This is a genomic window from Saccharothrix longispora, from assembly GCF_030852425.1.
GTDB lineage: Bacteria > Actinomycetota > Actinomycetes > Mycobacteriales > Pseudonocardiaceae > Actinosynnema > Actinosynnema longispora.
In genome coordinates this window covers 131,146-154,498 of the sequence record NZ_NSDM01000003.1, presented here as the reverse complement: position 1 = coordinate 154,498, position 23,353 = coordinate 131,146, and the positions used below count along the sequence as shown (strand labels likewise).

The window sequence follows — 23,353 nt, the reverse complement described above, 5'->3', positions numbered from 1 at the left end:
AATGGGGCCTCTTGATCGTCGACGAAGGCGGCGTGCGCGGCACGTCGGAACAGGGCGGACCAGCCTTTTCCGACGACGAGCGCACCCGTGCCCGAGCCCACGTCGTGCTGCCCGCCTACAACGAGGCGGTCTCGCTCCCGCCCCTGCTGACCCGGCTCGCGGAGGTCGCCCGCACCGAGCGGCTCACCGCCTGGGTCGTCGACGACGGGTCCTCCGACACCACCGCCGACGTCGCCAAGGCCGGCGTGCCCGGCCTGGACGTCCGGCTCGTCCGACACGACGTCAACCTCGGCCTCGGCCAGGCCGTCCAGTCCGGACTGCGCGCCGTGCTGGCCGAGGCCGACGAGGCCGACGTCGTGGTCGTGATGGACGCCGACGACACCCACGACCCGGCCCTGATCCGGCGGATGGAGCGCGAGCTCGCGGCCGGCGCGGACGTCGTGATCTGCTCCCGGTTCGTCGCGGGCGGCGACGACACGACCGCGCCCGCCGCGCGCCGGCTGCTCTCGCGCGGCGCCGCCGTGCTGTTCCGCCGGGTGCTGCGGGTCGAGGGCGTCCGCGACTTCACCAGCGGCTTCCGCGCCTACCGGGTGAGCCTGCTCGCGCGGGCCGCCGACCACTGGGGCGAGCGCCTGATCGAGGAGCGCGGCTTCGCCTGCATGGTGGAACTGCTGCTCAAGCTGCGCCACTGCCGCCCGGTCGTCACCGAGGTGCCGCTCGTGCTGCGCTACGACCGCAAGGGCGGTCCGAGCAAGATCCGGATCGCGCGGACGGTCGGTCAGTACCTGAAGCTGCTGGTCCGCGACCGGCTCTCGCCCGCGCCGTACCGGGCGCTGTGATGGCGGCCCGGGGTGTGGGCGGCCTGCACGTGGCGGTGGTCGGCGGCGGCATCTGCGGACTGGCCACCGCGCACCGCCTGGTGCGGGCCGGCGCCCGCGTCACCCTGCTGGAGGGCAGCGACCAGCTCGGCGGGCTGGGCACGTTCTTCCCGTGGCGCGACCGGTGGGTGGAGCGCTTCTACCACTGCGTGATGCCGTCCGACGACCACCTGCTCGGCCTGCTCGGCGAACTGGGCCTGCGCGACGCCGTCGCGTGGCGGCGCACCCGGATGGGCATGGTCGTCAACGGGCGCGGCTACCCGTTCAACAACGCCTGGGACCTGCTCAGGTTCACCCCGTTGGGGCTGCCCGACCGGGTGAGGTTCGGCGTCGTGTCGCTCCTGCTGCGCCGGCTCGGCCAGGGCAAGGACCTGGACGGCACGCGCACCGAGGACTGGCTGCGCGGCCTGTACGGCGACCGGGTGTGGGAGCTGCTGCTCGCGCCCCTGTTCGGTGCGAAGTTCGGCGCGCGCTTCGGCGACGTGCCCGCCCTGTACCTGTGGCAGCGGCTCGGGCGCGACGGGGCCGTGGCGGTGCGGGGGTACCCCGCCGGCGGCTACCGGGCGGTGATCGACGCGCTGCGGGCGTCGATCGAGGCCGGTGGCGGCGAGGTGCGGCTGGACGCGCCCGTGCGGCGGATCGGCGTGGGCGACGGCGTGCGGCTGGAGCTGGCGGGGGACGTGGTGACCGCCGACCGCGCGGTGTCCACGCTGCCCCTGCCGCTGCTGCGGCAGCTCGCCGACGACGACCTGGCCGCGCGCCTGCCCGACGTCGAGCTGCCCTACCAGGGCGTGGTCAACGCGCTGTTCTTCCTCAAGCGCCCCCTGTCCGGGCACTACTGGACGCCCGTGGTCGGCTCCGGCACGGAGTTCGACGGCGTGGTCGAGATGACGCCGCTCGCGGGCGTGGAGCCCTACGGCGGGCGGCACCTGGTGTACGCCATGCACTACACCGACCGCGGGTCGGCGCTGTTCCGCGAGGACGACGCCGCGATCGCCTCGCGCTGGACCTCGCAGCTGCTCGGCCTGCACCCCGACCTCAACCGGGCCGACGTGGACGACGTGCGCGTGTTCAAGGCCCCGTACGTCGAGCCGGTGCACCCCCTGGGCTACCTGGCGCGCAAGCCCCCGGTGGTGGTCGCCGGCACCCCGCTGGTGCTGGCGACCACCGCCCACGTCTACCCGGACGTCACGAGCTGGAATTCGAGTGTGGGACTCGCGAACCACGTGGTCGGGACGCTGGTGGGGGAACCACAACCCGTTCCGGGGTGAGCACGGGCGGCTCGCCGCGGACCAGCTGCCGCAGCGCGTCGGCGATCACAGCGGACGGCGAGCCGCTGCCGTACGGGGAGGGGATGCGCCCCAGGCGCTCCCGGTGGCCGGGCACGTCGTCCAGCCAGCGCAGCACCTCGGTGCGCACCCGTTGGCCCGGCGGCACGAGGGTGCCGAACGTGCCCTCGATCTCCGGGCGCTCGGTGCTGCGCCGGACCACGACCACCGGTCGCTTGAGGACGCTGACCTCCTCCTGGATGCCGCCCGAGTCGGAGACGACGACGGCGGCGCACCGGGCCAGCGCCAGGAACGCCGGGTACGCCTGCGGCTCGACCACCTTCAGGTTCGCCAGCAGGCCGGTCAGGCCGAAGCCCGCCACGCGCTTGGCCGTGCGCGGGTGCAGCGGCAGGACCACCGGCAGCGGCAGCCTGCTCAGCTCGCGCAGGATCGTCTCCAGGTTCGCCGGGTCGTCCACGTTCTCCGGCCGGTGGATCGTGGCCAGCACGTACCCGTCCTGGCGCAGCTCGTGCGAGGCCAGCACCACGGCCTCCTCGTCGTGGTGCGGCAACGCGGTCGCCAGCGCCTCGACCACCGTGTTCCCGGTGATCGCGATGCGCTCGTCCGGCACGCCCTCGTGCAGCAGGTTGGCGCGGTTCAGCTCGGTCGGCGCGCAGCACAGGTCGGCGAGGTGGTCGATCGCCACCCGGTTGTGCTCCTCGGGCATCGCCCGGTCGTAGCTGCGCAGGCCCGCCTCGACGTGCACCAGCGGCACGTCGTTGGCGTTGGCGGCCAGCGCGCCGGCGAGCGCGGACGTCGTGTCGCCCTGCACGACCACCGCCGTGGTCGGGTGCTCGGCCAGCAACTCGTCCACCGCCGCCACGGCCGAGCCGAGCTGCGTGCCGCGCCGCGCGCCGCCGACCGCCAGCTCGTGGAACCGGCCCGGGCTGCCGATGTCGCGGCGGATGCGGTGGTACATCGCGGTGTCGTAGTGCTGTCCCGTGTAGACGACGGTCGCGCGGGCGCCGATCACGCGGATCAGGGGCGCCAGCTTGATCAGCTCCGGCCTCGTGCCGCACACCATCGTCACCGTGCCGAGAGCTCTTGCGTCGATCGGACCCACCTCCGGTTCGCGGACGTCTGCGCGCGCACCCGGCGCGCGAACGCGGAGAAGGTTAGGGTCCCGGTGGCCGATTTTCCTTGCGGCTCAATCGATCGAGTGAACTTCCGCTGCGTGATTCGGTTTCCGACCGGGTACCTCATTAGGTTCCGGGTGGACCATTCGGTGCACTCGGAACCACTGGGAGAGATCGTGCGCAGGTATGCGGCCCTGTCCGCCACGGCGGTGCTGGTGGCGGCGGTCGTGGGGCCGTCGAACGCGCAGGCCGTGGACTCGGTCCTGCTGCCCGACCTGAGACAGGCGCCCGTCGGCTGCCCGGGGGGTTTCTCCGGCGACCCGGCGCGGTGCGCGGACTGGGACGTGTGCGTGGTCGCCGACCCGGACGCCCCGAACGGGGAGTGCCTGGGGCACGGCGAACCCGGTCGCGCCGTGCGGCTCAGGTTCACCACATCGGCGGACAACATCGGGGACGGCCCGTTGCTGATCTACGGCAGTCGCGGTAGTGCGGCGGAACCGACGATGACCGCGCGACAGGCGTTCCAGTCCGCTGTGGACGGATCGATCCCCGGCTCGTACGCCGCGGCGCAGCACCGCGTGCCCGCGACCCTCTACTACGAGCCCGCGCCGGCCCACACGCACTGGCACCTGCTCGGCTTCGAGCACTTCCAGCTCCGCACCCCCGCCGGCGACGCCGTCGTGGTCGACCGCAAGACCGGCTTCTGCCTGGGCGACCGCTACGAGGTCGGCGACGAGCCGGCGCGGCGCCCGGTCGGCCGGACCACCCCGGAGGGCAGGCTGGCCGGCTACCTGCGGCTGAACCGCTGCGGTCACCACGCGCCGGAGGCGCTGGAGGTCGCCGAGGGCATCTCGGTGGGCTACGGCGACGACTACAAGCACACCGTCGACTTCCAGTGGCTCGACCTGACCGGCGTGCCGTCGGGTACCTACGACGTGGTCAACGTGGTCAACAGCGACCGCACGCTGGTGGAGAAGTCGTACGACAACAACGCCTCGTCCGTGGCGATCACCCTGCGCTGGCCGGGTGGCGCCGAGCGGGCCCCCGCCGAGATCACCGCTCCACCGCTGGTCACGGTCGTGCGCAGCTGTCCTGGCCAGGAGCGCTGTGCTCACCGAGGGTGACCGTCGGTGGTCACCGTGATCACGGTCGGGTGTCGGTGAACGGCCCGGGGTGGCGTTCCGGTTTGCCCGCCGGGACACCGGGAACCCCGGCGCGACCGCACCGCGACGGGAAGGGCGAAGCCGTGTCGCTGTCCACCGAGGACCGGGTGCTCGCCGGTCGGTACCGGTTGGCGGGCAAGCTCGGCACCGGTGGCATGGCCGAGGTGCACCGTGGGTGGGACCTGCTGCTGCGCCGCTACGTCGCGGTGAAGCTGTTCGACGCGCAGGACGACGCGGCCGGCGGGGTCGCGAGCACCCGGTTCGACCACGAGGTGCGGACGATGGCCGCCCTGTCGCACCCCGGCCTGGTGTCGGTGTACGACGCGGGCATGTGCGGGCGCACCTCGTACGTGGTGCTCCAGCTGGTCGAGGGCTGCACGCTGCGCGACCGGCTGGCCAAGGGCCCGGTGCCGACGGGGCAGGTGAGGCGGATGGGCGCCCGGCTGGCCGACGCGCTGGCGCACGTGCACGAGCGCGGTGTCGTGCACCGGGACGTCAAGCCGTCGAACATCCTGCTCGACGCGTCCGGCGCGCCCCACCTCGCCGACTTCGGCCTGGCCCGCTCGGCCTGGTCGACGCAGCTCACGAACCACGGGCAGGTCATCGGCACGGCCTCCTACCTGGCGCCGGAGCAGGTGCGGGGCGAGGAGGTCGGGCCGCCCGCCGACGTCTACGCGCTCGGGCTGGTGCTGCTGGAGTGCCTGACCGGGCGGCGCGAGTACCAGGGCAACCGGGTGGAGGCGGCGGTCGCGAGGCTGCGCCGGCCCCCCGTCGTGCCGCCGAACCTGCCTCCCGACGTGCACCGCCTGCTCACCGCGATGACGTCGCTGTCGCCGCACCGCCGGCCGACGGCGGCCCAGTGCGTGGCCCAGCTGCGCAGGCGGCCCCGACCCGCCGCGCACCCCGCCGAGGCGCGCACGGACGTCCTGCCGGCCGTGCCGAAGGCGCGCACCAAGCTGATGATCGCCGGTGCGGCGGTGGTGTGCCTGGTGGGTGGGGCGTGGGCGGTGGCGGACCGGGTCGAGGGACCCGGCGGGCAGCGGGTGGACCGGCAGGTCGGCCGCGAACCGGTCGAGCCCGGCGCCCCGGTGCCGATCGACGCCATCCGCGCCACGCGGTAGCGCGTCAGCGGTCGGGCAGGCCGGCCAGGAACTCCTCGACGACCCGGTTGAACAGCGCCGGTTGTTCGAGGTTGGGCAGGTGCCCCGCGCGCGGGACCACGGCGAGCGCCGAGCCGGGCACGGTCCCGTGCAGCCGGCGGGCCGTGGCGACCGGGGTGAACTCGTCCTCCTCACCGACGACGACCAGGACGGGCACCCGCGCCGAGGCCAGCGAGGGCGTGTAGTCCGGTCGGGCGGCCCGGCCGCGCAGGGCCGCCGCCGCGCCCGCGGGTGGCGCGCCGCGCATCATCCGCCGCACGTGGTCGGCCACGTCCGGCTGCTCGACCGCCGTCCTCGGGGAGATCATCCTCCGCATCAGCTCCTCGGCGTACGGACCGATGCCCTCGCGCTCGACGCGGTCGGCCGTCTCGTGCCTGGCCCGTGCGGCGGCCGGTTCGTCGGCTTCGTGGGTGGTGTCGGCGAGCACCAGTGCCCGCACGCGCTCCGGGTGCGATCGGTGCAATTCCATGGTGATCTGGCCGCCCATCGACAGGCCCCATACCACCGCCCGGTCGATCGCGAGGCGGTCGAGCAGCGCGACCAGGTCGTCGGCGAAGGCGGGCAGCGGCGTGGTGCCCGACGCGCCCGCCGCTTCGCCGTACCCGCGCAGGTCGGGGACGACGACCCGGTACCTGTCGCGGAAGTGGTCGAGCTGCGGCCACCACATCGAGCGGTCGAACGGGTGTCCGTGGACCAGCAGCAGCGGCGGGCCGTCGCCCTCGTCGTCGTACGCGTTCACCATGTGCGCCCCCTTTGACGAGGAGCCTAGGAAACGCGATCATCGCGGTGCAATCAAAACAATGCTCTCGGTGCAATGAGGTGCGCGTGGACCACCGGGTGATCGCCGACCGGATCGCCGCCGACATCGCGGCGGGCAGGCTCGAGCCGGGTGACCGGTTGCCGCCCCAGCGGCGCTTCGCCCGACGGCACGGCATCGCCGCGTCCACCGCCGCCCGCGTCTACGGCGAGCTGGCCCGGCGCGGCCTGACCACCGGTGAGGTCGGGCGCGGCACGTTCGTCCGCAGCGCCCGACCGGCCGAGCCCGCGCTCCCCGAACCGGGCGGGGCGCGCGTCGACCTGGAGTTCAACTTCTGCCTGCTGCCCGACCAGACCGAGCTGCTCGCGCCCGCCCTGCGCGGTCTCGTCGACGACGGCCTGGTCGCCGCGACGACCCCGGTCGGCGTCGCCGGGACCCCCGAGGTGCGGGCCGCGACCGCCGCGCTGCTGGCGCGGGGAGGCTGGGCGCCCGACCCGCGACAGGTGCTGTTCACCGGCAACGGTCGCCAGGCCATCGCCGCCGCCGTGGCCGCACTCGTGCCGGTGGGCGGGCGCCTCGGCGTGGAGGCGGTCACGTACCCCGTGGTGAAGGCCCTCGCGGCCCGCTTGGGCATCACGCTCGTGCCGCTGGCCGTGGACGACGCGGGTGTCCTGCCGGACGCGCTGCGGGCGGCCGACGTGCGCGCCGCCTACCTCCAGCCGGTCCTGCACAACCCGCTCGGCACGACCGTGCCGCCGGCTCGGCGCGCCGAGCTGGCCGAGGTCGTGCGCGACCTGGACGTGCAGGTGGTCGAGGACGCCGTCTACGCGTTCCTGGGCCCCGACCTGCCGCCGCTCGCGCCGGAGCGCACCACCGTCGTCGACAGCCTGTCCAAGCGGTTGGCGCCGGGCCTGACCCTGGGGTTCGTCGTGCCGCCCGGGCACCTGGTGGACCGGGTGGCCGCCACCGCGCGCTCCGGCGGTTGGGCGGCGGGGCACTTCGCGCTGGCCGCGGCGGGCCGCTGGCTGGCGGACGGGACCGTGCGCGCCGTCGTGGACCGCAAGCGCGCGCTCGCCCGGGAGCGCCAGCTCCTCGCCCGCACCCACCTGGCCGGCTTCGAGGTGCGGGGCGACCCCGGCGCGTTCCACTGCTGGTGGCGCCTGCCGGAGGGGTGGCGGGCCGAGACGTTCACCGCCGCCGCGAGCCGGCGGGGGATCGCGATCACCCCCGCCGCCGCGTTCGCCGTCGTGCCGGGGCACGCCCCGAACGCGGTGCGCCTGGCCCTGGCCTCCACCGACGAGGACACCCTCGTCCCCGCCCTGACCACCCTGGCCGCGCTCGCCCGCGGCGCCCCGGAGGACGAGTTCCCCGACTGACCCGCGTGTCGTGCGTTCGCGCCCGGCGTGTCGTGCGTTCGCGCACCGCGTGTCGTGCGTTCGCGGCTCGGGTGGTCAGGCCGGCGTCGCGGAGGTGAAGCGCTCCCACGCCCGTTGCTGCTGCCCGGGGTCGGCGTCGGCCTGCTCGGGCAGTCCAGGCGCAGGTGCCGGTCGCCGAACGGCGCGTCCAGGTAGGCGCAGTGGTGGGGGTTCGCGGGGTCCTCGTGGACGCGCGGTCGGAAGTGGCGGCACGTCACGCAGGTGCGCTGCGGCGGGATGTCGCCGTTGAGCTGGAGCGTGCGGATCAGCTTGACCAGCAGGAGCAGCATGGCCGCCTGCTCCGCGTCGTCGAAGCTCTCGACGGCCCGGCTCAGGAAGTCGGGCCACGCGCTCGTGCGGTCCGCCACGGCCTCACCGGCCTCGGTGAGGCGGTGGCGAACTCGCCCGCCGCCCTCACGATGATGTGGGCGGGCTTCGGCGCCCTCGGCGGCGGGTGCCTGGGGGCGAAGCTGGGCGAGCAGGTCGCCGTCCTCGTGGCCGACCGCAACAGCTGCGAGTACTGCCTGGCCGCCCACACCGCCCTGGGGCGCAAGGCGGGCGTGTCCGCGGAGGACATGGGCCAGGCCCGGGCCGGCCACTCGCACGACCCGCGCACCGCCGCCGCGCTCGGCTTCGCGGCCAAGCTCGTCGAGGACCGCGCGCAGGTGACCGACGCCGACGTGGAAGCGCTGCGCGCCGCCGGTTTCGACGACGAGGAGGTCGTGGAGCTGGTGGCGCACGTCGCGCTCAACCTCTTCACGAACTACGTCGACGTCGCGCTGTCCGTGCCGCTGGACTTCCCGAGGGTCGCCCTGCGCAAGGCCGGCTGACCCCGGGAGTCCAACGCTCGGGAGCCCTGGGTTCTTCACTCGCGAGCGAAGAACCCAGGGCTCCCGGAGGTACGACCCTCGAGTCCTGGGTGTCGGACTCTCGTCGGTGGAGCGCCTCGGATCAGGCGCGGCGCCACTTCTGGTTCGCGCCGCCGACGCAGTCCCACATGTGCAGGACCGCGCCGTTGGCCGGGTTCCACTCCGCGATGTCCACGCACTTGCCCGCCTGCGGGTTCACCAGGTCGCCCGCGGCGGTCAGGACGAACTGCTGCGCCGGGTTGCCGGAGCACGTGGCGAGCTGCACGGCCGCGCCGTTGGCCGTCGAACCCCACGCCACGTCCACGCACTTGTCGTTCCGCGTGCGGATCGTGCCGCCGGTGAACTCGAACGCCTGGCCGGCGCCGCCCGTGCAGTCCCGCACGGCCAGGCGCTGCCCGTCGGCGAAGTTCCCGTTCGGCACGTCGACGCACTTGCCGTGCCAGTCGCTGACGATGCCGCCGCCGGCGGGCGGGGGAGTGGTGCCGCCGCCACCGGTGAACGGGTTCAGCGTGATCCCGGCCGAGCGCGGATCGCCGTCGTGCACCAGGGACTCCTGCGCCTGCACGTCGTCGAACGCGAACCCGTACGCCTCGCCGTCCACCATGTTCCGGTGCACCAGCCGCGAGTAGTGGTTGGTGATCGCGCCCTGGTAGAAGTCGGCGGGCCCGCCGCCGGGCTGGGTGTCGATCCGGCCGAGCGTGGAGCGGTGCAGCGCGGCGCACAGGGTGCGGGCGATCGGGCCGACCACCTGGTCGTTGGGCGCGTGCAGCGCGCCGTCGCAGCCCCACACGTCCGCCGTGGACGGCTTCGCGAACGACGCCACCCGCTGCCCGGCGGTGTTCGTGAAGTCCATGGTGGTGCCGGAGGTGCGGCCGAAGTACTTCACGTCCGGGCGGTCGCCGAACGGCTGCACGGTGAGCGTCCTGGACGTGTACGCGTTCCACGCCTGCGTGATGTACGAGTCGAGGTAGTTGCGGTCGAACAGGCCCACGTCGGCGGCCTTGCCCGGCGCGAGCACCCGCAGCACCGTGCCGTCCGGGCGGGACATGACCGACCCGCCCCAGCCCCCCTGGCCGCGGATGCCGCTGATGATGGCGTCCCGCCCGCCGGGCTTGAGCTCACCGGTCTTCCTGGTGGCGCCGCTCGCGCCGGTCACCGACACCGCGTGCGGCACGGCGAACATGTCCACCTGGGAGCTGTTGAGCCACAGGCCGTCGTCGTTGTAGGTGAACTCGCTCCAGTCGAACAGGATGCCGCTGTTCGGGTCGCCGGACGCCCACGGCGCGGGCTGCACCAGGCCGTCGGGCGTGAGGGAGAACCTCAGCTTCTCGCCGAACGACATGTAGACGCGGCCGGAGATGAACCGGGGTACGCGCAGCGTGACGCTGCCGCCGGGGCCGGGGCCCGCGATGGACACGTCCGGCGCGGGCGTGGGCGGGTTGCCGCCCGGCGACCACGGCGTGAACCCGCCGGCCTGGTTGACGTACCCGAGCCGGCCGGCGCGGATGTCGGTGCCCAGGACGTACAGGTGCACGGCCTCGGGGCGGCCGCTGTCGTTGGTGACGGTCAGCGGCAGCAGGTCGGGGCCGATCGCCTGTGCCGGTGCGATCGCGATCGCCGCCGACGCGGTCGCCGCCAGAGCGGCGAGCGCGCTCAACCACTTCGTCCGAGTGCGCATGTGACTCCTCGTGCAGGGGGCAGTCGGCAGACCCCGGCCGGTTCAGGGCGGCCGGGCGGTCTCCGCTCCCGCGGTCGCGGACAACTGGTCCAGACCGCTTCGTGAGAGCGCTTCCATGGTTGTGCGCAGAAGCGAGCCCTGTCAATACCGGGAGGCGCCGTGCAGAGTGGACGGCATGACCTACGACGTCGACGCCGTGCGTGCCCGGTTCCCCTCGCTCGCCGCCGGAACCGCCCACTTCGACGGCCCCGGCGGGTCCCAGGTGCCCGCCGCCGTGGCCGACGCGGTGCGCACCGCCATGACCTCCCCGCTGTCCGTGCGCGGCACGGTCACCGACGCCGAACGCGCGTCCGACGTGATCGTGCGCGAGGCGCGTCGGGCACTGGCCGACCTGGTGGGCGCGTCGCCCTCGGGGATCGTCTTCGGACGCTCGATGACGCAGCTGACCTACGACTTCGCCCGCACGCTGGCCAAGGGGTGGGGCCCCGGTGACGAGGTCGTGGTGACGCGCCTGGACCACGACGCCAACGTGCGGCCCTGGGTGCAGGCGGCCGAGGCCGTCGGCGCGCGCGCCCGGTTCGCCGCGTTCGACCCGCGCACCGGCGAGCTGACGCCCGACGACGTGGCCGCCGTGCTGTCGCCGCGCACCCGGCTGGTCGCGGTGACCGGCGCGTCCAACCTGATCGGCACCCGGCCCGACCTCAAGGCGATCGGCGCGCTGGCGCACGACGGCGACGCGCTGTTCGCCGTGGACGGTGTGCACCTGGCCGCACACGCGTTCGTCGACGTCGAGGAGATCGGCGCGGACCTCTTCACCTGCTCGCCGTACAAGTTCTTCGGCCCGCACATCGGCGTGCTGGCGGCGCGCCCGGAGCTGCTGGAGGGCCTGCGGCCGGACAAGCTGCTGCCGTCGACGGACGCCGTGCCCGAGCGGTTCGAGTTCGGCACGCTGCCCTACGAGCTGCTGGCCGGCTGCACGGCGGCGGTCGACGTGATCGCCGGGCTCGTGCCGTCCGAAGGGGACCGTCGCACCAGGATCGCCCGGTCGTTCACCGCGGCGGAGGCCCACGAGGAGCGGCTGCGGACGGCCGTGGAGGACGGGCTGGCCGCGCTGCCGGGCGTGACCGTCCACTCGCGCGCCGGGCGTCGCACGCCCACGCTGCTCGTCACGTTCGCCGACCGGTCCGCGGCCGACGCCCACCACTTCCTGGCCGGGCTGGGCGTCAACGCGCCCGCCGGGTCGTTCTACGCGATCGAGGCGTCCCGGTGGCTCGGCCTGGGCGACGGGGGAGGGCTGCGCGTCGGCCTGGCCCCGTACTCGTCCGACGACGACGTGGCCCGCCTGCTCGACGGCCTCGGCCGGTTCCTGCGAACGGCCTAGTCCGCCGTCCACGGGTCCACCTCCCACGGGCCGAACGGTGCGACGTCCCGCGACCCGGGTGGCAGGCGGGCGGTCGCGCCGGACCGCATCGCCATCGGCAGGGCCGCCGAGCGCCCCGCCGGGGTGGAGCGGTTCGCCGCCTGCGAACCGGGCTGGTGGCGGACGCGGTCGTGACCGCGCGGGTGTCAGGGGGTGCGGGCCGCCGCGGCGATCAGGGTGATCAGCTGGTGCCGGAAGTGGTCGTAGTCGTCCACCGCGCCCAGCAGCGACTCGGACTCCTGCTCCTCGCGGCGGGCCGAGGCCAGGACCTCGCGCCCGGCCTCGGTGATCTCGACCAGCACGCGGCGGCGGTCGCGGACGTCGGCGGCGCGGGCCACGTGGCCCGCGCGGTCCAGGCGCTCGATGGTGCGGCTCATGGTCTGGTCGGTCACCTTGCACAGACCCGCCAGCTGGCGCTGCGCGAGCGGGCCGTCGGCGAGGTGGTGCAGCGCGATCAGGCCCGCGTGGGTCAGGCCGAGACCGGCCAGCACCTCGTCGAACCGGCTCTCCACCACCCGCGCGGCCACCGACAGCAGTCGGCCGGTCGGCCAGGAGGCGACGTCGGCGCGCACCCGGTCTGTCCGGTGCGCCACCTCCCGCTCGTCGCCTCTGCCCATCAGGCCATCTTCGCAGAGTGCGTGCGGACAGGTGATTGTTCAGCTTGCTGAACATTTGGCATGATGACCGGCGTGCTGGACGACGTGCGCGGACGGACCCGCCTGCCGCTGATCGGGGTGGCCGCGAGCGCGGTCCTCACCGGTGTGGTGTGGCTGCTCGGGCAACGGCTGCACGGCGTCGACCTGCTGCCCGACCAGGGCGCCTCCTGGTACTACTGGAAGCTCCCCGACCCGACGTTCCGGACGCGCGCGTCGGCGTGGCTCGGGTACGCCGCGCACCAGGTCGTGTCGTGGGGCCTCATCCACCACGCGCAGACCCGCGTGCGCCGGTACACGACCGGCCTCCACCCGGTGAACGTCGTCGCGCTCGCCGCCAACGCCGGCTTCATCGGCCTGCACGCCGCGCAGACGCAGGTGTTCTACGACGGCCTCGCGCAGGACGTGTCGATCTTCAGCTCCCAGGGTTCGGTCGTGCTGCTGCTGGTGGCCGTGCTGCTGATGGAGAACCGCAGGCGCGGCCTGTTCTTCGGGCGGCGGGCGCCGATCTCGGCCGACGTCGTGGCGTTCGCGCGGCGCTACCACGGCTACCTGTTCAGCTGGGCCGTCGTCTACACGTTCTGGTACCACCCGGTGGAGAGCAGCAGCGGTCACCTGGTCGGGTTCTTCTACATGTTCCTGCTGTTGTTCCAGAGCAGCCTGATGTTCACCGCGGCCCACACGAACAGGTGGTGGACGCTCGGGCTGGAGGTCATGGTCGCCGTGCACGGCGCGCTGGTGGCCGTGATGAACTCCGGGCCGGGCGGCGCCTGGCCGATGTTCCTGTTCGGGTTCGTCGGCGTCTTCGTGATCACCCAGATGCACGGCGTGGGCCTGAGCGCGGCGACCCGGTGGTGGATCGCCGGCTCGGTCGTCGTGGCGGCGGCGTGCGTGTACTCGTGGCGGGGGTTCGGGAAGGTCGACGAGGTGGTGCGCATCCCGGCGATCGAGTACCTGCTCGTGGCGGTGCTGGCCCTGCTGGTCTGGGCGCCGCTGCGGCTGGTCCGCGCCGGCGCCCGTCGACGGGGCTAGGGGTTGTCCGCGGCCGGCCGGCCGGCGGCGGTCCGCGTCGCGGGGACCTCCGCCTCGCGCCGGGTGAGCACCAGGGGGCCGTCCTCGGTGATGGCGACCGTGTGCTCGGAGTGGGCGGTGCGCGAGCCGTCGGCGGACCGGATGGTCCAGCCGTCGGGGTCGTAGGCGATGCGGTCGGTCGTGCGCGCGAACCAGGGTTCGAGGGCGAGGGTCAGCCCCGGCCGGAGCTTCATGCCGCGGCCCGCCTGGCCCTTGTTGGGGACGTGGAGGTCCTCGTGCATGGTGCGGCCGATGCCGTGGCCGCCGAACTCGGTGTTGACCGGGTAGCCGTACTCGCGGGCCACCGCCCAGATGGCCGCCGAGATGTCGCCCAGGCGGTTGCCGGGGCGTGCCGCCTCGATCGCCGCCTCCAGCGCTTCCTCGGTGGCGCGGATGATCCGCAGGTCCTCCTCGGCGGGGGTGCCGACGACGACCGTGCGCGCCGAGTCGGCGGCCCAGCCGTCGATGCTGACCGCGATGTCCGCGCTGAGCACGTCCCCGTCGCGCAGGGTGTAGTCGTGGGGGAGGCCGTGCAGGACGGCGTCGTTGACGGACAGGCAGATGACGTTGCGGAACGGGCCGCGCCCGAAGGACGGCGCGTAGTCCCAGTAGCACGACTCCGCCCCGCGCCGCTCGATCATGCCGCGGACGTGGTGCTCCAGGTCCATCAGGTTGACGCCCACGTCGGCGAGCCGGCCGACCTCGGTGAGCACCTCGGCGACGAAACGCCCGGTCGTGTGCATGAGTCGGATCTCGTCGGGCGTCTTGAGCTCGATCACGAACTACCTCGCGTCACAAGGGTTGGTATAGTTATACCGAAACCGTAGCACTTGCCGGTATAACTATACCAACCCTATCCTGGGCGCATGGTCCGCCAACCGCTCACGCCCGAGCAGGTCGAAGCCGGCAGGCGCCTGGGCGCCCTGCTGCGCCAGGCGCGCGCGGGACGCGAACTGGCGGAAGTCGCGCACGCGGCCGGCATCTCGCCGGAGACGCTGCGCAAGATCGAGACCGGGCGGCTGCCGTCCCCCGGGTTCGGCACGATCGTCTGCCTGGGCGAGGCGCTCGGCATGCCGGTCGAGGAGTTGGCGGCCACCTGGCGCGGCGGCGACGTGCGGCTGGAAGCCGCCTCCTAGCCGCTGTCGCGACACCCCCGCCGCTGCCACACTGGGCCTGCCCGCGTTCTCACCGGATCGGGGAAGGAAGCGTCATGACACGCCTCTCACGGTTGCTGCCGGTCCTCGCGCTCGCGCTCGGGGCACTGGCACTCGCCCCACCCGCCACCGCCACCCCGTCCGCCGACGGCGCCCCGTCGACGGACGGCTACACCTGGAGCAACTCGGTCGGGACCGGCGACATCGGCACGAACGGCTACACCTGGAGCAACTGAGCCGGCGGTCGGCCACCGACGGGTTGCGCCACCGACGGGGTCGGCTACCGGCGACGGGGGCCGAAGCGCAGCCGCAGGCCGCTCACCCCGACGCTCGCCGCGGGGCGGTGCGGCGCCAGCCACCCCAGTGGTCCGTCGGGCCGGATGTCCCAGGTGACGCGCGCCGGCGTGACGCGGGCCGTCGCGCGCAGCGGGGTCCGCGCCACCCCGCCGCCCAGGAACTGCCACGTCGAGGCGCCCGCCGGCAACCGCAGGCCCGCGCGACCGGGTGAGCAGGACACCGAGGCGATCGGACCGTCGGCCGTCTCCGCGTCGAACCGCGTCGGGAACGCGGCCATCTCCTTCGGGATGCCCCACAGCTCCCGCCCGCCCGCGCGGGACGCCTCGCTGTCCACCCAGATGTGCGTGATCGACACACCGAGCCGGCGCACCAGCACGGCCGCCAGCAGTTCCCGGTACGCCATGCCCGGCGGCGCGTACTCGACGAACGCCGTGCCGACCACCGCGCGCCCGCCCACCACCAGCGGCGGCACGGGGAGGGCCGGCAGCGCCGAGGCGGGCACCAGCCACGTCGTCACGCACGCGCGGCCGTGCAGCACCCACGGTTCCGGCGGGTAGTCCACCATCACGTCCTCATCTCCGGGGGTCGACATCTCCGGGGGCCGGCGCGCCGGGGGCGTCGTCCGGCACCACGGGCGAGACCGGCGGCACGGGCGCCAGCCGCACGTACCCCTCGCCGATCGCGGGCCGCGGGTCGGGCTCGCCCACGTTGGGCCACAGCGCCATCGCCCGCTCGGCGAGCGCGGTGATGGTCAGCGCCGGGTTCACGCCGAGGTTGGCCGGGATCGTCGACCCGTCCACCACGTGCAGCCCGGGATGACCGTACAGCCGGTGGTAGGGGTCGACCACACCCGTGGACGGCGCGTCGCCGATCACGCACCCACCGATCAGGTGACCGGTCAACGGCACGTCCGCCAGGTCGGCCCACGAGCCGCGCGCGACCCCGCCGACCCGGGCCGCGACCCGCCGCGCCACCTCGTGCCCCACCGGCAGCCACGTCGGGTTCGGCTCGCCCTCGCCCTGCCGGGTCGTCACCCGCCGCCCGAGCGGGCCGCGCCGCTCCACCGTGGTCAGCGAGTTGTCCAGGCCCTGCATGACGAGCAGCGCGATCGTCCGCTCCGACCACTGGCGCGGGTCGTGCAGCCGGCCCTGGTCGCGCCACCCGCGCGCCAGCTCCGCCAGGCCGCGCCGCAGCCGCCGCGGACCGCCGTCCACGAGCACGGTCATCAGCAGCCCCATCAGGTTGCTGCCCCGCCCGTAGCGGACCGGTTCCACGTGCGTGTCCGCGTCCGGGTGGAACGACGACGTGATCGCCACGCCGACCGAGTGGTCCACTTCGGACGACCGGACGCGCACGCCCAGCACGGCCTCGGAGTTGGTGCGGCACAGCGCCCCCAGGCGCGGCGAGATCCCCGGCAGGCTCGTGCGCCGCAACCGGTGCAACAGCCGCTGCGTGCCCAGCGACGCCGCCGCGAACACCACCTGCCGGGCGGTGAACCGCCGTCGCCGCCACGAGCCGGTGCGCCGCGCCGTCACCTCGTACCCGTCGCCGCGCGGCCGCACGTCCACCACCGCGGTCAGCGGGTGCACCACCGCGCCCGCCAGTTCCGCCAGGTGCAGGTAGTTCTTGACCAGCGTGTTCTTCGCGCCCACCCGGCAGCCGACCATGCACTGGCCGCAGTGCGTGCACGGCGACCGCGTCGGCCCGAGCCCGCCGAAGAACGGGTCGCCCGGCGGCCCGAAGTGCACGCCCACGCGCGAGCGCCGGTACGTGCCGCCGACGCCCATGTCCCGGGCCACGTCCCGCAGCACGCGGTCGGCGGCCGACGTGCGCGGGTTCGGCACCACGCCGAGCATCCGGGACGCCTGGTCGTAGTGCGGCGCCAGCTCGGCCCGCCAGTCGGTGACGTGCGCCCACTGCCGGTCCCGGTAGAACGCCTCCGGCGGTTCCCACAGCGTGTTGGCGTACACCAGGGACCCGCCGCCGACGCCCGCGCCGCTGAGCACCAGCACGTCGCGCAGCAGGTCGACCCGCTGGATGCCGAAGCAGCGCAGCCACGGCGCGAACAGGTACCGCCGCAGCTGCCACGAGGTGCGCGCGAAGTCCTCGTCGGAGAACCGCCGCCCGGCCTCCAGCACGCCCACCCGGTAGCCCTTCTCGGTCAGCCGCAACGCCGAGGTGGCGCCGCCGAACCCCGAGCCGATCACCAGCACGTCGTAGTCGGGCCCCTCGTCGCCCACCGCGCTCACCCTCCCACCGGTCGCAGGTCGGCGAGGTCGGCCCGCGCGGTGCGCAGCCGGTACTCGGCCACCTGGCCGGGCCAGTTCGTGGTCACCCGCTCGCCGTCGCGGTACCAGTTGCGGCACAGGGTCCACACGCTGTGCCGCAACCGCCGCTGCACCTCCGCGTCGAACGCCTCCGCCACCTCGCGGCGCACCTCCACCGGCCGCCCGCCGAAGTGCCGCAGCACCCGCACCACGTACCGGATCTGCGCCTCGACCATGGTGAGCACCGAGTTGCCGCCGAGGTTCGTGTTCGGCCCGTAGAGCAGGAACAGGTTCGGGAACCCCGGCACGGTGATGCCCAGGTGCGCCCGCGCGCCGCCCGCCCACTCGTCGGACAGCAGCCGCCCGCCGGCGCCCCGGACCTCCATCGGCGCCAGGAAGTCCGTCGCCGCGAACCCCGTGCCGTAGACCAGCACGTCCGCCTCGTGCACCACCCCGTCGGCGGTGCGCACCCCGCCCTCGACCAGACCGGTCACCCGCTCGGTCACCACGTCCACGTCGGGCGAGGTCAGCGCCGGGTACCAGTCGTTGGAGAACAGCAGCCGCCGGCAGCCCGCCGGCGTGCCGGGCGCGAGCCTGGCCCGCAGCACGGGATCGCGCACCCGCCGGAACCGGTGCAGCGCGGTCGCCGCCTCCACGACCGACCGCGACCACGGGCCGCGGGTCAGCGCGAACGTCAACGCCTCGCCCGCCACCCACGTGCCGAGCCGGCCCACCCGTCCGCCGAGCAGCGGGGCCGACCGCGTGACCGCGTCCGGTTTCGGCAGCACGTGCGGCGCGGTCCGCTGGAACACCACCACGCGCGCGGCGACGCGCCGCAGGTGCGGCACGAACTGCACCGCGCTCGCGCCTGTGCCGATGACCGCGACCCGCCGCCCGGCCAGGTCCACGTCGTGCCTCCAGCGCGCGCTGTGGAAGGCGGGGCCGCCGAACCGGCCGGGCAGGTCGGGCACCGCCGGGCGCGACAGCTGGCCGACCGCGCTGATCAGCACGTCGGCCTCGACGACCGACCCGTCCACCAGCCGCACCCGCCACCCGCCGGGGCCGTGGGACGCGCCCGCGACCTCGCACCCGGTCCGGACGAGGTCGCGCACCGGTGCGGCCAGGCGGCGCAGGTGGGCCAGGATGTCCGGCTGCCGGGCGTACCGGCGCGGCCAGGACCGCTGCCGCGCGAAGGAGAACGAGTACAGCGACGAGGGCACGTCGCACGCCGCGCCCGGGTAGGTGTTGTCCCGCCACACCCCGCCCACGTCGTCGGCGCGCTCCAGCACGACGACGTCGCCGACACCCGCGCGCCGCAGCGCGAGCGCCATCCCGATCCCGCTGAACCCGGCGCCGACGACGACCACCCGCATGATCCCCGACGCTAGGGAGAACCCCCCGGACGCACCAGGACATCACGGGCCGCGTAGTTGACAATCGTGGCCATGGCCCAACCGTGGGACTTCCGCCGCGGTGTCGCGGGCACGGCCCTGCTGGTGCGCTTCGGCGGTGATCGCGGCGTGCCGGCGGACCGGCTGCTCGCGGGCAGCGGCCTGACCGCCGCGCACCTCGCCGAACCGGGCGCGGAGGTCGAGGCGCGCCAGGAGCTGCGGGTGGTGCGCAACCTCGTGGAGGTGCTGCCGGACAGCGGCGTCGCGGTCGGCCGCCGGTACCGCGCCACGACGTTCGGCGTGCTCGGGTTCGCGTTCCTCAGCTGCGCCACCGTGCACGACGCCGTCGACACCGCGCTGCGCTACCTCGACCTGAGCTTCGCGTTCACCGACCCGGAGGCGTCGGTCGAGGACGACCGGGTCGTCATCACCCTGGACGACCGGTCGCTGCCCGTCGACGTCGCCCGGTTCCTCGCCGAGCGCGACCTCGCCGCGATCCACACCGTGATCGACGACCTGCTGCCCGGCGGCGTCCCGGTGCTGGGTGTGGGCTTCCGCTTCGCCGAGCCCGCCGACACCTCGGGCTACGACTTCGGCGTGCGGCCGGTGTTCGGCGCGGAACGCACCGCCTCGTCGTTCGACGCCGCGTTCCTCGGCCGCGCCCTGCCGCTGGCGAGCCCGGAGGCGAGCGCGGCGTGCCAGGCGCAGTGCCGCGACCTCGCCGGTCGCCGCCGGGACCGGGACGGCACCGCGCGGACCGTGCGGGCCAGGCTGGAGCGGTCGCCCGCGTCACCCGTCGAGGTCGCCGCGGAACTGGCGGTCAGCCCGCGCACCCTGCGCCGCAGGCTCGCCGCGTCGGGCACCAGCTTCCACGAGCTGCTCGACGAGGCCCGCGCGGCGCGCGCCGACGTGCTGCTGACCACGACCGCGCTGTCCGTCGAGCGCATCGCCGAGGAGCTGGGCTACGCCGAGTCGGCGAGCTTCATCCACGCGTTCCGGCGCTGGCGCGGCACCACCCCCGGCGACTACGGCCGCCGCCGGCGGGCGGTGTAGCGCGGCGGACGCGGCGGTGGTCGACGGCGTGGCCGCGCACCGGGCTCCTCGGCCGGTTCCGGCGCGTCCGCCACCTCCCTCGGGGAAGCGGTGAAGCACCCGGCCGGCCGGAAGAACACCTTGCCGGAGCACAGCACCGGGTACACGGGTTCGCCCCGGCTCTCCGTGCCGGGGCTCGTCACCACGACCGCCGCGCCGGTGTCGACCCCCGCGCGGGTCAGAGCTTGCCGAGTCCCCGGGAACGGCGGGGGCGCGGCGGTTCCGGCGACTCCTCCGGCGGGGTGATCGCGCTGTACGCGGCCAGCCAGCCGGTCGCCCGGTGGTCGCCCCGGCGGGTGAAGACCGCCACGCCCGCCTCCGGGCTGTCGTCGTCGGAGTCGGGGTAGGCCAGGGTCGACGCGGACGTCGTGGGCGGGGTGCAGGAGCGGCCCCGCCAGGCGACGGCCGTGCCGCCCGTGCCGCCGGTCACCGTCGCCTCGGTGGCGTGCGCGGCCAGGGTGCAGGTCGTGGTGCGCTCGCGCAGCAGCGCGGTGTAGCCCGCGTGGTCGAGGACGCAGCCCGCGGGGGAGCGGCCCGGTGGCCAGTCCGGCGAGCGGACGCCGCGCGCCACCGCCGTGCGGAACAGGTCGGGCACCACCTCGCGCAGGTGCGGCCTGGTCGCCATCTCCTCGCACATCCACAGCAGCCGGCCCGCGCCGCGCGCCGGGGCCAGCGAGCGCCACCGGACGCGGTGGTCCAGGTCGGCGGCCACGATCGCGATCCAGGGGTGCACGGTGCCCAGCACGCCCTGCGCCGCCAGCCACGCCAGGAACCTCGGCGCCTGCTCGAACACCGCGTGCAGCGACACCAACGGGATGCCGCCCGCGACCCGCCGGGTCGGCCGGGAGGCGTCGAACAGGTGCGGCGACCGCGACACCAGCAGCAGCGCCGCCCACGCCAGGTCGCCGGGCGCGGTGGTGGTCTGCGAGCCCAGGCCCTTGACCGAGGTGGTGTTCGTGATCCGCGACGTCCTGCCGCCCGCCTTGATCACCGTCGCCACGGCCGGGCGCACCGCCTCCGGCACCGGGATGCCCGCCAGGTCCCGCACCGCCACCGACAGCACCAGGCTCAGCGCCAGCTCGGCCGAGTCCGCGTCGCGCGGCACGGGCAGCAGGCCCAGCGTGCGGCGCAGCCGGTGCCCGGTGTGCGTGGACACCATCATCCGCGCGGTCAGCCGGCCCAGCTCGGTGATCGCCAACCGGCCGTCGACCGAGGTCAGGTGGCCCTCGTCCACCAGGAACCGCACGGCCTCCTGCACCGGCTCGGCGTCGTCGTCGCCCTGCGCGTGCGCCAGCGTCTCCACCCACCACGCCCGCGCGTCGTCCACGGTCTGGATGCGGCCCTGGAGCACCTCGGCCAGCACGTGGTCGGGCAGCGACTCGCGGATGCGCGAGTACACCGAGTACCCGGCCACCAGCCTGGTCTGCCAGTCGGCGCGCTGCGTCTCGTCGACGACCAGGTACGACCAGCCCTCGGTCTCCCCGGCGCCGATCCGCCCGGCGCGGCCGAACATCTGGAGCACCGTGGAGGTGTCCATCGGCTCACCGCCGATCGACACGTCCCGCACCACGACCGCCCGCGCGGGCAGGTTCACGCCCGCCGCCACCGTCGAGGTCGCCACCAGCACGTCCGCCTCACGGCCCCGGAACGCCCGCTCGGCCGCGTGCTTGTGCTCGTAGTCCGCGTAGTGCAGCCGCACGCCCACCTCGGCGCACACCTTCGTCAGGCCGTCGATGTCGTCCGCGGCCACGGTGTGCACGGGCGCGCCCCGGTCGGCGGCGATCGCCATGGCGGTGGACCGGACGTTGCGCTTGGAGCCGCAGAACACCAGCACGCTGCCGCCCTCGGTGGTGTGCCGGTGCGTCAGGTCGAGCACGACCTGCTCGCGCAGCCGGTTGTTCGCGGCGAACCCGGACGCGGCCGGGATGGTCGGCAGCTGCCACGTCACCCGCGACGGCCGCCACGTCGTGGCCACCAGCTCGGCTTCCAGCCACTCGGCCACCTCGGCCGCGTTCGACACGGTCGCCGACAGGCCGACGATGCGCACCGGCGAGTCCGCGCCGCGCACCCGGGCCAGCAGCGCCTCCAGCAGGGCCCCGCGCCCGGGGCTCCCCAGCAGGTGGATCTCGTCCACGACCAGGCAGCCGACCTCGCCCAGCGCGGCCTGGAGCGAACCGGCCCGGCAGATCGCCTCGAACTTCTCCGTCGTCGCCACCCACAGGTCGGCGGCCTTGACCGCCTCCACGTCCACCGCGTACTCGCCGGAGAGGCGCTCGACCCGCAGGCCCTGCGACCGCCACGTCTCCAGCTCGCGGTCCAGCTCGTCGGTCAGCGAGCGCTGCGGCACGAGCCAGGCGGCCTTGCGGCCCTCCTCCAGGATGGCCTTGAGCACCGCGAGCATGCCCATCGCCGTCTTGCCCGCCCCGGTCGGCGCGGTGATCAGCAGGTGGGAGTCGCCGTCCACCAGGTGGGGCGCGGCCTGCGCCTGCGCCGGGTTGAGCACCGGGAACGGCAGGAACCTGATCCAGTCGGCGGGCACCGCGCCGTCCACCGGCACCGGGTCGGGCGCCTCGCCCGCCGGTTCGTGCAGGTCCCACAGCACCTCGAACGCCAGCCGCGCGGCCCGCGCCGCCTCCCCGGTCACGGGCTCGCACCGCTCCGGCACCACGCCGCCGACCTCGGACAGCCAGGCGGACGCCGACCCGGTCGTCACGTCCTCCTGCTCCAACCAGTGCCGGACCGCGCGGAACGGCACGCCGGCGTCGGCCAGGCGGGCGCGCAGGTCGTCGAACTCGGGCCGGTCGGGCAGCACGACCCGGGTGTCCACGCCGGGTGGCACGTCGGGCAGGTCCATCGCCGGGTCGACGGTCTTGACCCACCACACCGGCCGGCGGATCTCCGCCGCCGTCGTCGGCAGCACGGGCAGCTCGCCCGAGCGGGCGGTGGGCGCCTCGTCCGAGCCGCTGAGGATCGACCGGATGCGGGCCGCCATGGCGACGGTCGACACCCGCCGGGCGGGTCGCGCCGGTTCCGCCTCGGCGACGACCTCCCCGGCCGCCGCGGGGGCCGGCAGGGCGGTGTCCTGCCCTGCCGTGTCCCGACCTGCCGCGCCGCGGGCGGCCTCGGCCTCCTCCCGCGCCCGCGCCGCGAAGTCGACGTTCGGCAGTTCGGCGTCGTCCGGCGGCCCGTCCTCGACCACCGGGACCGCCCGCCGGGGCCTCGGCGGCCCCGGCTCGACCACCAGCGGCTCGACCACCGGCGGCTCGACCGCCGGAGGCCCGATCAGCGGGGGCTGCCCGGCCGCGGGGTGCGGCCGGGCGCGCGTGCTGCGGGCCAGGGCTTCGAGCTGCGCGTCCTCCGCCAGGCGGCGCGTCACGGCCTCCGGCCGCAGCTCGCCCAGCACCGACTTCTGCGCCAGCTTCAGCTCGCGCAGCGTGAACGTCGCGGGGCAGGCGGGGCACGCCACGGCCGCCTGCAACTGCTGCCGCCCCCGGTCGGGGTGGGCGCGGTAGAGGCCGTGCAGCTCGCCCTCGCAGCGCGGGCAACGGCGGTCGACCGGCACGGGCGAGAGCTGCCACCCCGGCTCGGCGTACCGGGCGATGGCGGGCTCCGGCCGGACACCCCACCGGGCCTGCACGACCCCGGGGACCGACGTGTCCACCGCGCTCTCCACCCACCGCCTCC

20 protein-coding genes are annotated in these 23,353 nt (G+C 74.9%); 11 read left to right on the top strand and 9 right to left on the bottom strand.

Features of this window, described 5'->3' with window-relative positions; genetic code table 11:
- The first annotated feature begins 11 nt into the window (after positions 1–11).
- Together CKY47_RS08645 and CKY47_RS08640 are read left to right on the top strand one after the other, a co-directional pair.
- The gene (locus CKY47_RS08645; protein ID WP_306745148.1) at positions 12–839 is read left to right on the top strand and encodes a glycosyltransferase; all 828 of its coding nucleotides are present in this window, start codon (positions 12–14) and stop codon (positions 837–839) included.
- A complete protein-coding gene (locus tag CKY47_RS08640; RefSeq protein WP_306745147.1) occupies positions 839–2,149 on the top strand; it encodes an FAD-dependent oxidoreductase in 1,311 nt (436 codons plus the stop codon). The genes CKY47_RS08645 and CKY47_RS08640 overlap by 1 nt, the downstream gene beginning before the upstream one ends.
- Here CKY47_RS08640 and wecB read toward each other — a convergent pair.
- Positions 2,067–3,269, bottom strand: a complete 1,203-nt coding sequence (gene wecB, locus CKY47_RS08635) for a non-hydrolyzing UDP-N-acetylglucosamine 2-epimerase (protein ID WP_306745146.1) — start codon at positions 3,267–3,269, stop codon at positions 2,067–2,069. The genes CKY47_RS08640 and wecB overlap by 83 nt on opposite strands.
- Positions 3,270–3,458: 189 nt before the next feature.
- On the opposite strand from wecB, the gene CKY47_RS08630 reads away from it, so the two are divergent.
- Both CKY47_RS08630 and CKY47_RS08625 read left to right on the top strand, forming a co-directional pair.
- Complete coding sequence (locus tag CKY47_RS08630) at positions 3,459–4,406, top strand: lysyl oxidase family protein (protein ID WP_306745145.1); 948 nt, start codon at positions 3,459–3,461, stop codon at positions 4,404–4,406.
- 122 nt (positions 4,407–4,528) lie between these two features.
- Positions 4,529–5,566 carry a serine/threonine-protein kinase gene (locus tag CKY47_RS08625; protein ID WP_306745144.1) on the top strand — a complete coding sequence of 346 codons (1,038 nt, stop codon included), beginning with the start codon at positions 4,529–4,531 and terminating at the stop codon, positions 5,564–5,566.
- Between the two features lie 4 nt (positions 5,567–5,570).
- Here CKY47_RS08625 and CKY47_RS08620 read toward each other — a convergent pair whose 3' ends face one another.
- A complete protein-coding gene (locus CKY47_RS08620; RefSeq protein ID WP_306745143.1) occupies positions 5,571–6,347 on the bottom strand; it encodes an alpha/beta fold hydrolase in 777 nt (258 codons plus the stop codon).
- An 83-nt stretch (positions 6,348–6,430) separates the two neighbouring features.
- Between CKY47_RS08620 and CKY47_RS08615 the strand changes: the two genes are divergently transcribed.
- Both CKY47_RS08615 and CKY47_RS08610 read left to right on the top strand, forming a co-directional pair.
- A complete protein-coding gene (locus CKY47_RS08615) occupies positions 6,431–7,738 on the top strand; it encodes an aminotransferase-like domain-containing protein (protein WP_306745142.1) in 1,308 nt (435 codons plus the stop codon).
- A gap of 431 nt (positions 7,739–8,169) precedes the next feature.
- On the top strand, positions 8,170–8,607 hold the full coding sequence (locus CKY47_RS08610; RefSeq protein ID WP_306745141.1) for a carboxymuconolactone decarboxylase family protein: 438 nt from the start codon (positions 8,170–8,172) through the stop codon (positions 8,605–8,607).
- Positions 8,608–8,728: 121 nt separating this feature from the next.
- Here CKY47_RS08610 and CKY47_RS08605 read toward each other — a convergent pair whose 3' ends face one another.
- On the bottom strand, positions 8,729–10,324 hold the full coding sequence (locus CKY47_RS08605) for a glycoside hydrolase family 64 protein (RefSeq protein ID WP_306745140.1): 1,596 nt from the start codon (positions 10,322–10,324) through the stop codon (positions 8,729–8,731).
- Between the two features lie 175 nt (positions 10,325–10,499).
- Between CKY47_RS08605 and CKY47_RS08600 the strand changes: the two genes are divergently transcribed.
- Positions 10,500–11,705, top strand: coding sequence for a cysteine desulfurase-like protein (locus tag CKY47_RS08600; RefSeq protein WP_306745139.1), 1,206 nt, complete (start codon positions 10,500–10,502; stop codon positions 11,703–11,705).
- Between the two features lie 185 nt (positions 11,706–11,890).
- On the opposite strand, the gene CKY47_RS08595 is transcribed toward CKY47_RS08600, so the two are convergent.
- Entirely contained in the window at positions 11,891–12,361 is a 471-nt protein-coding gene (locus CKY47_RS08595) for a MarR family winged helix-turn-helix transcriptional regulator (RefSeq protein ID WP_306745138.1), read from the bottom strand.
- Positions 12,362–12,424: 63 nt separating this feature from the next.
- On the opposite strand from CKY47_RS08595, the gene CKY47_RS08590 reads away from it, so the two are divergent.
- Positions 12,425–13,429: a hypothetical protein gene (locus tag CKY47_RS08590; RefSeq protein ID WP_306745137.1), complete on the top strand. Its 1,005-nt coding sequence runs from the start codon at positions 12,425–12,427 to the stop codon at positions 13,427–13,429.
- Here the strand turns inward: CKY47_RS08590 and map are convergent.
- The gene (gene map / locus CKY47_RS08585) at positions 13,426–14,247 is read right to left on the bottom strand and encodes a type I methionyl aminopeptidase (protein ID WP_306745136.1); all 822 of its coding nucleotides are present in this window, start codon (positions 14,245–14,247) and stop codon (positions 13,426–13,428) included. The genes CKY47_RS08590 and map overlap by 4 nt on opposite strands.
- Before the next feature lie 87 nt (positions 14,248–14,334).
- Between map and CKY47_RS08580 the strand changes: the two genes are divergently transcribed.
- Positions 14,335–14,604, top strand: coding sequence for a helix-turn-helix domain-containing protein (locus CKY47_RS08580; RefSeq protein ID WP_306745135.1), 270 nt, complete (start codon positions 14,335–14,337; stop codon positions 14,602–14,604).
- 74 nt (positions 14,605–14,678) lie between these two features.
- Positions 14,679–14,858, top strand: a complete 180-nt coding sequence (locus tag CKY47_RS08575; RefSeq protein ID WP_306745134.1) for a hypothetical protein — start codon at positions 14,679–14,681, stop codon at positions 14,856–14,858.
- Positions 14,859–14,902: 44 nt separating this feature from the next.
- Here CKY47_RS08575 and CKY47_RS08570 read toward each other — a convergent pair whose 3' ends face one another.
- The 3 genes from CKY47_RS08570 to CKY47_RS08560 are packed head-to-tail and all read right to left on the bottom strand — an operon-like array spanning position 14,903 to position 18,559.
- Positions 14,903–15,484 (bottom strand): acetoacetate decarboxylase family protein, encoded by a 582-nt coding sequence (locus CKY47_RS08570; RefSeq protein WP_306745133.1) that lies wholly within the window; start codon positions 15,482–15,484, stop codon positions 14,903–14,905.
- A gap of 7 nt (positions 15,485–15,491) precedes the next feature.
- Complete coding sequence (locus CKY47_RS08565; RefSeq protein WP_306745132.1) at positions 15,492–17,159, bottom strand: FAD-dependent oxidoreductase; 1,668 nt, start codon at positions 17,157–17,159, stop codon at positions 15,492–15,494.
- Between the two features lie 5 nt (positions 17,160–17,164).
- Positions 17,165–18,559 (bottom strand): flavin-containing monooxygenase, encoded by a 1,395-nt coding sequence (locus CKY47_RS08560; RefSeq protein WP_306745131.1) that lies wholly within the window; start codon positions 18,557–18,559, stop codon positions 17,165–17,167.
- A 72-nt stretch (positions 18,560–18,631) separates the two neighbouring features.
- Between CKY47_RS08560 and CKY47_RS08555 the strand changes: the two genes are divergently transcribed.
- Positions 18,632–19,630: an AraC family transcriptional regulator gene (locus CKY47_RS08555; RefSeq protein WP_306745130.1), complete on the top strand. Its 999-nt coding sequence runs from the start codon at positions 18,632–18,634 to the stop codon at positions 19,628–19,630.
- A gap of 217 nt (positions 19,631–19,847) precedes the next feature.
- Here CKY47_RS08555 and CKY47_RS08550 read toward each other — a convergent pair whose 3' ends face one another.
- Positions 19,848–23,330: a DEAD/DEAH box helicase gene (locus tag CKY47_RS08550; RefSeq protein ID WP_306745129.1), complete on the bottom strand. Its 3,483-nt coding sequence runs from the start codon at positions 23,328–23,330 to the stop codon at positions 19,848–19,850.
- Between the last annotated feature and the right edge of the window lie 23 nt (positions 23,331–23,353).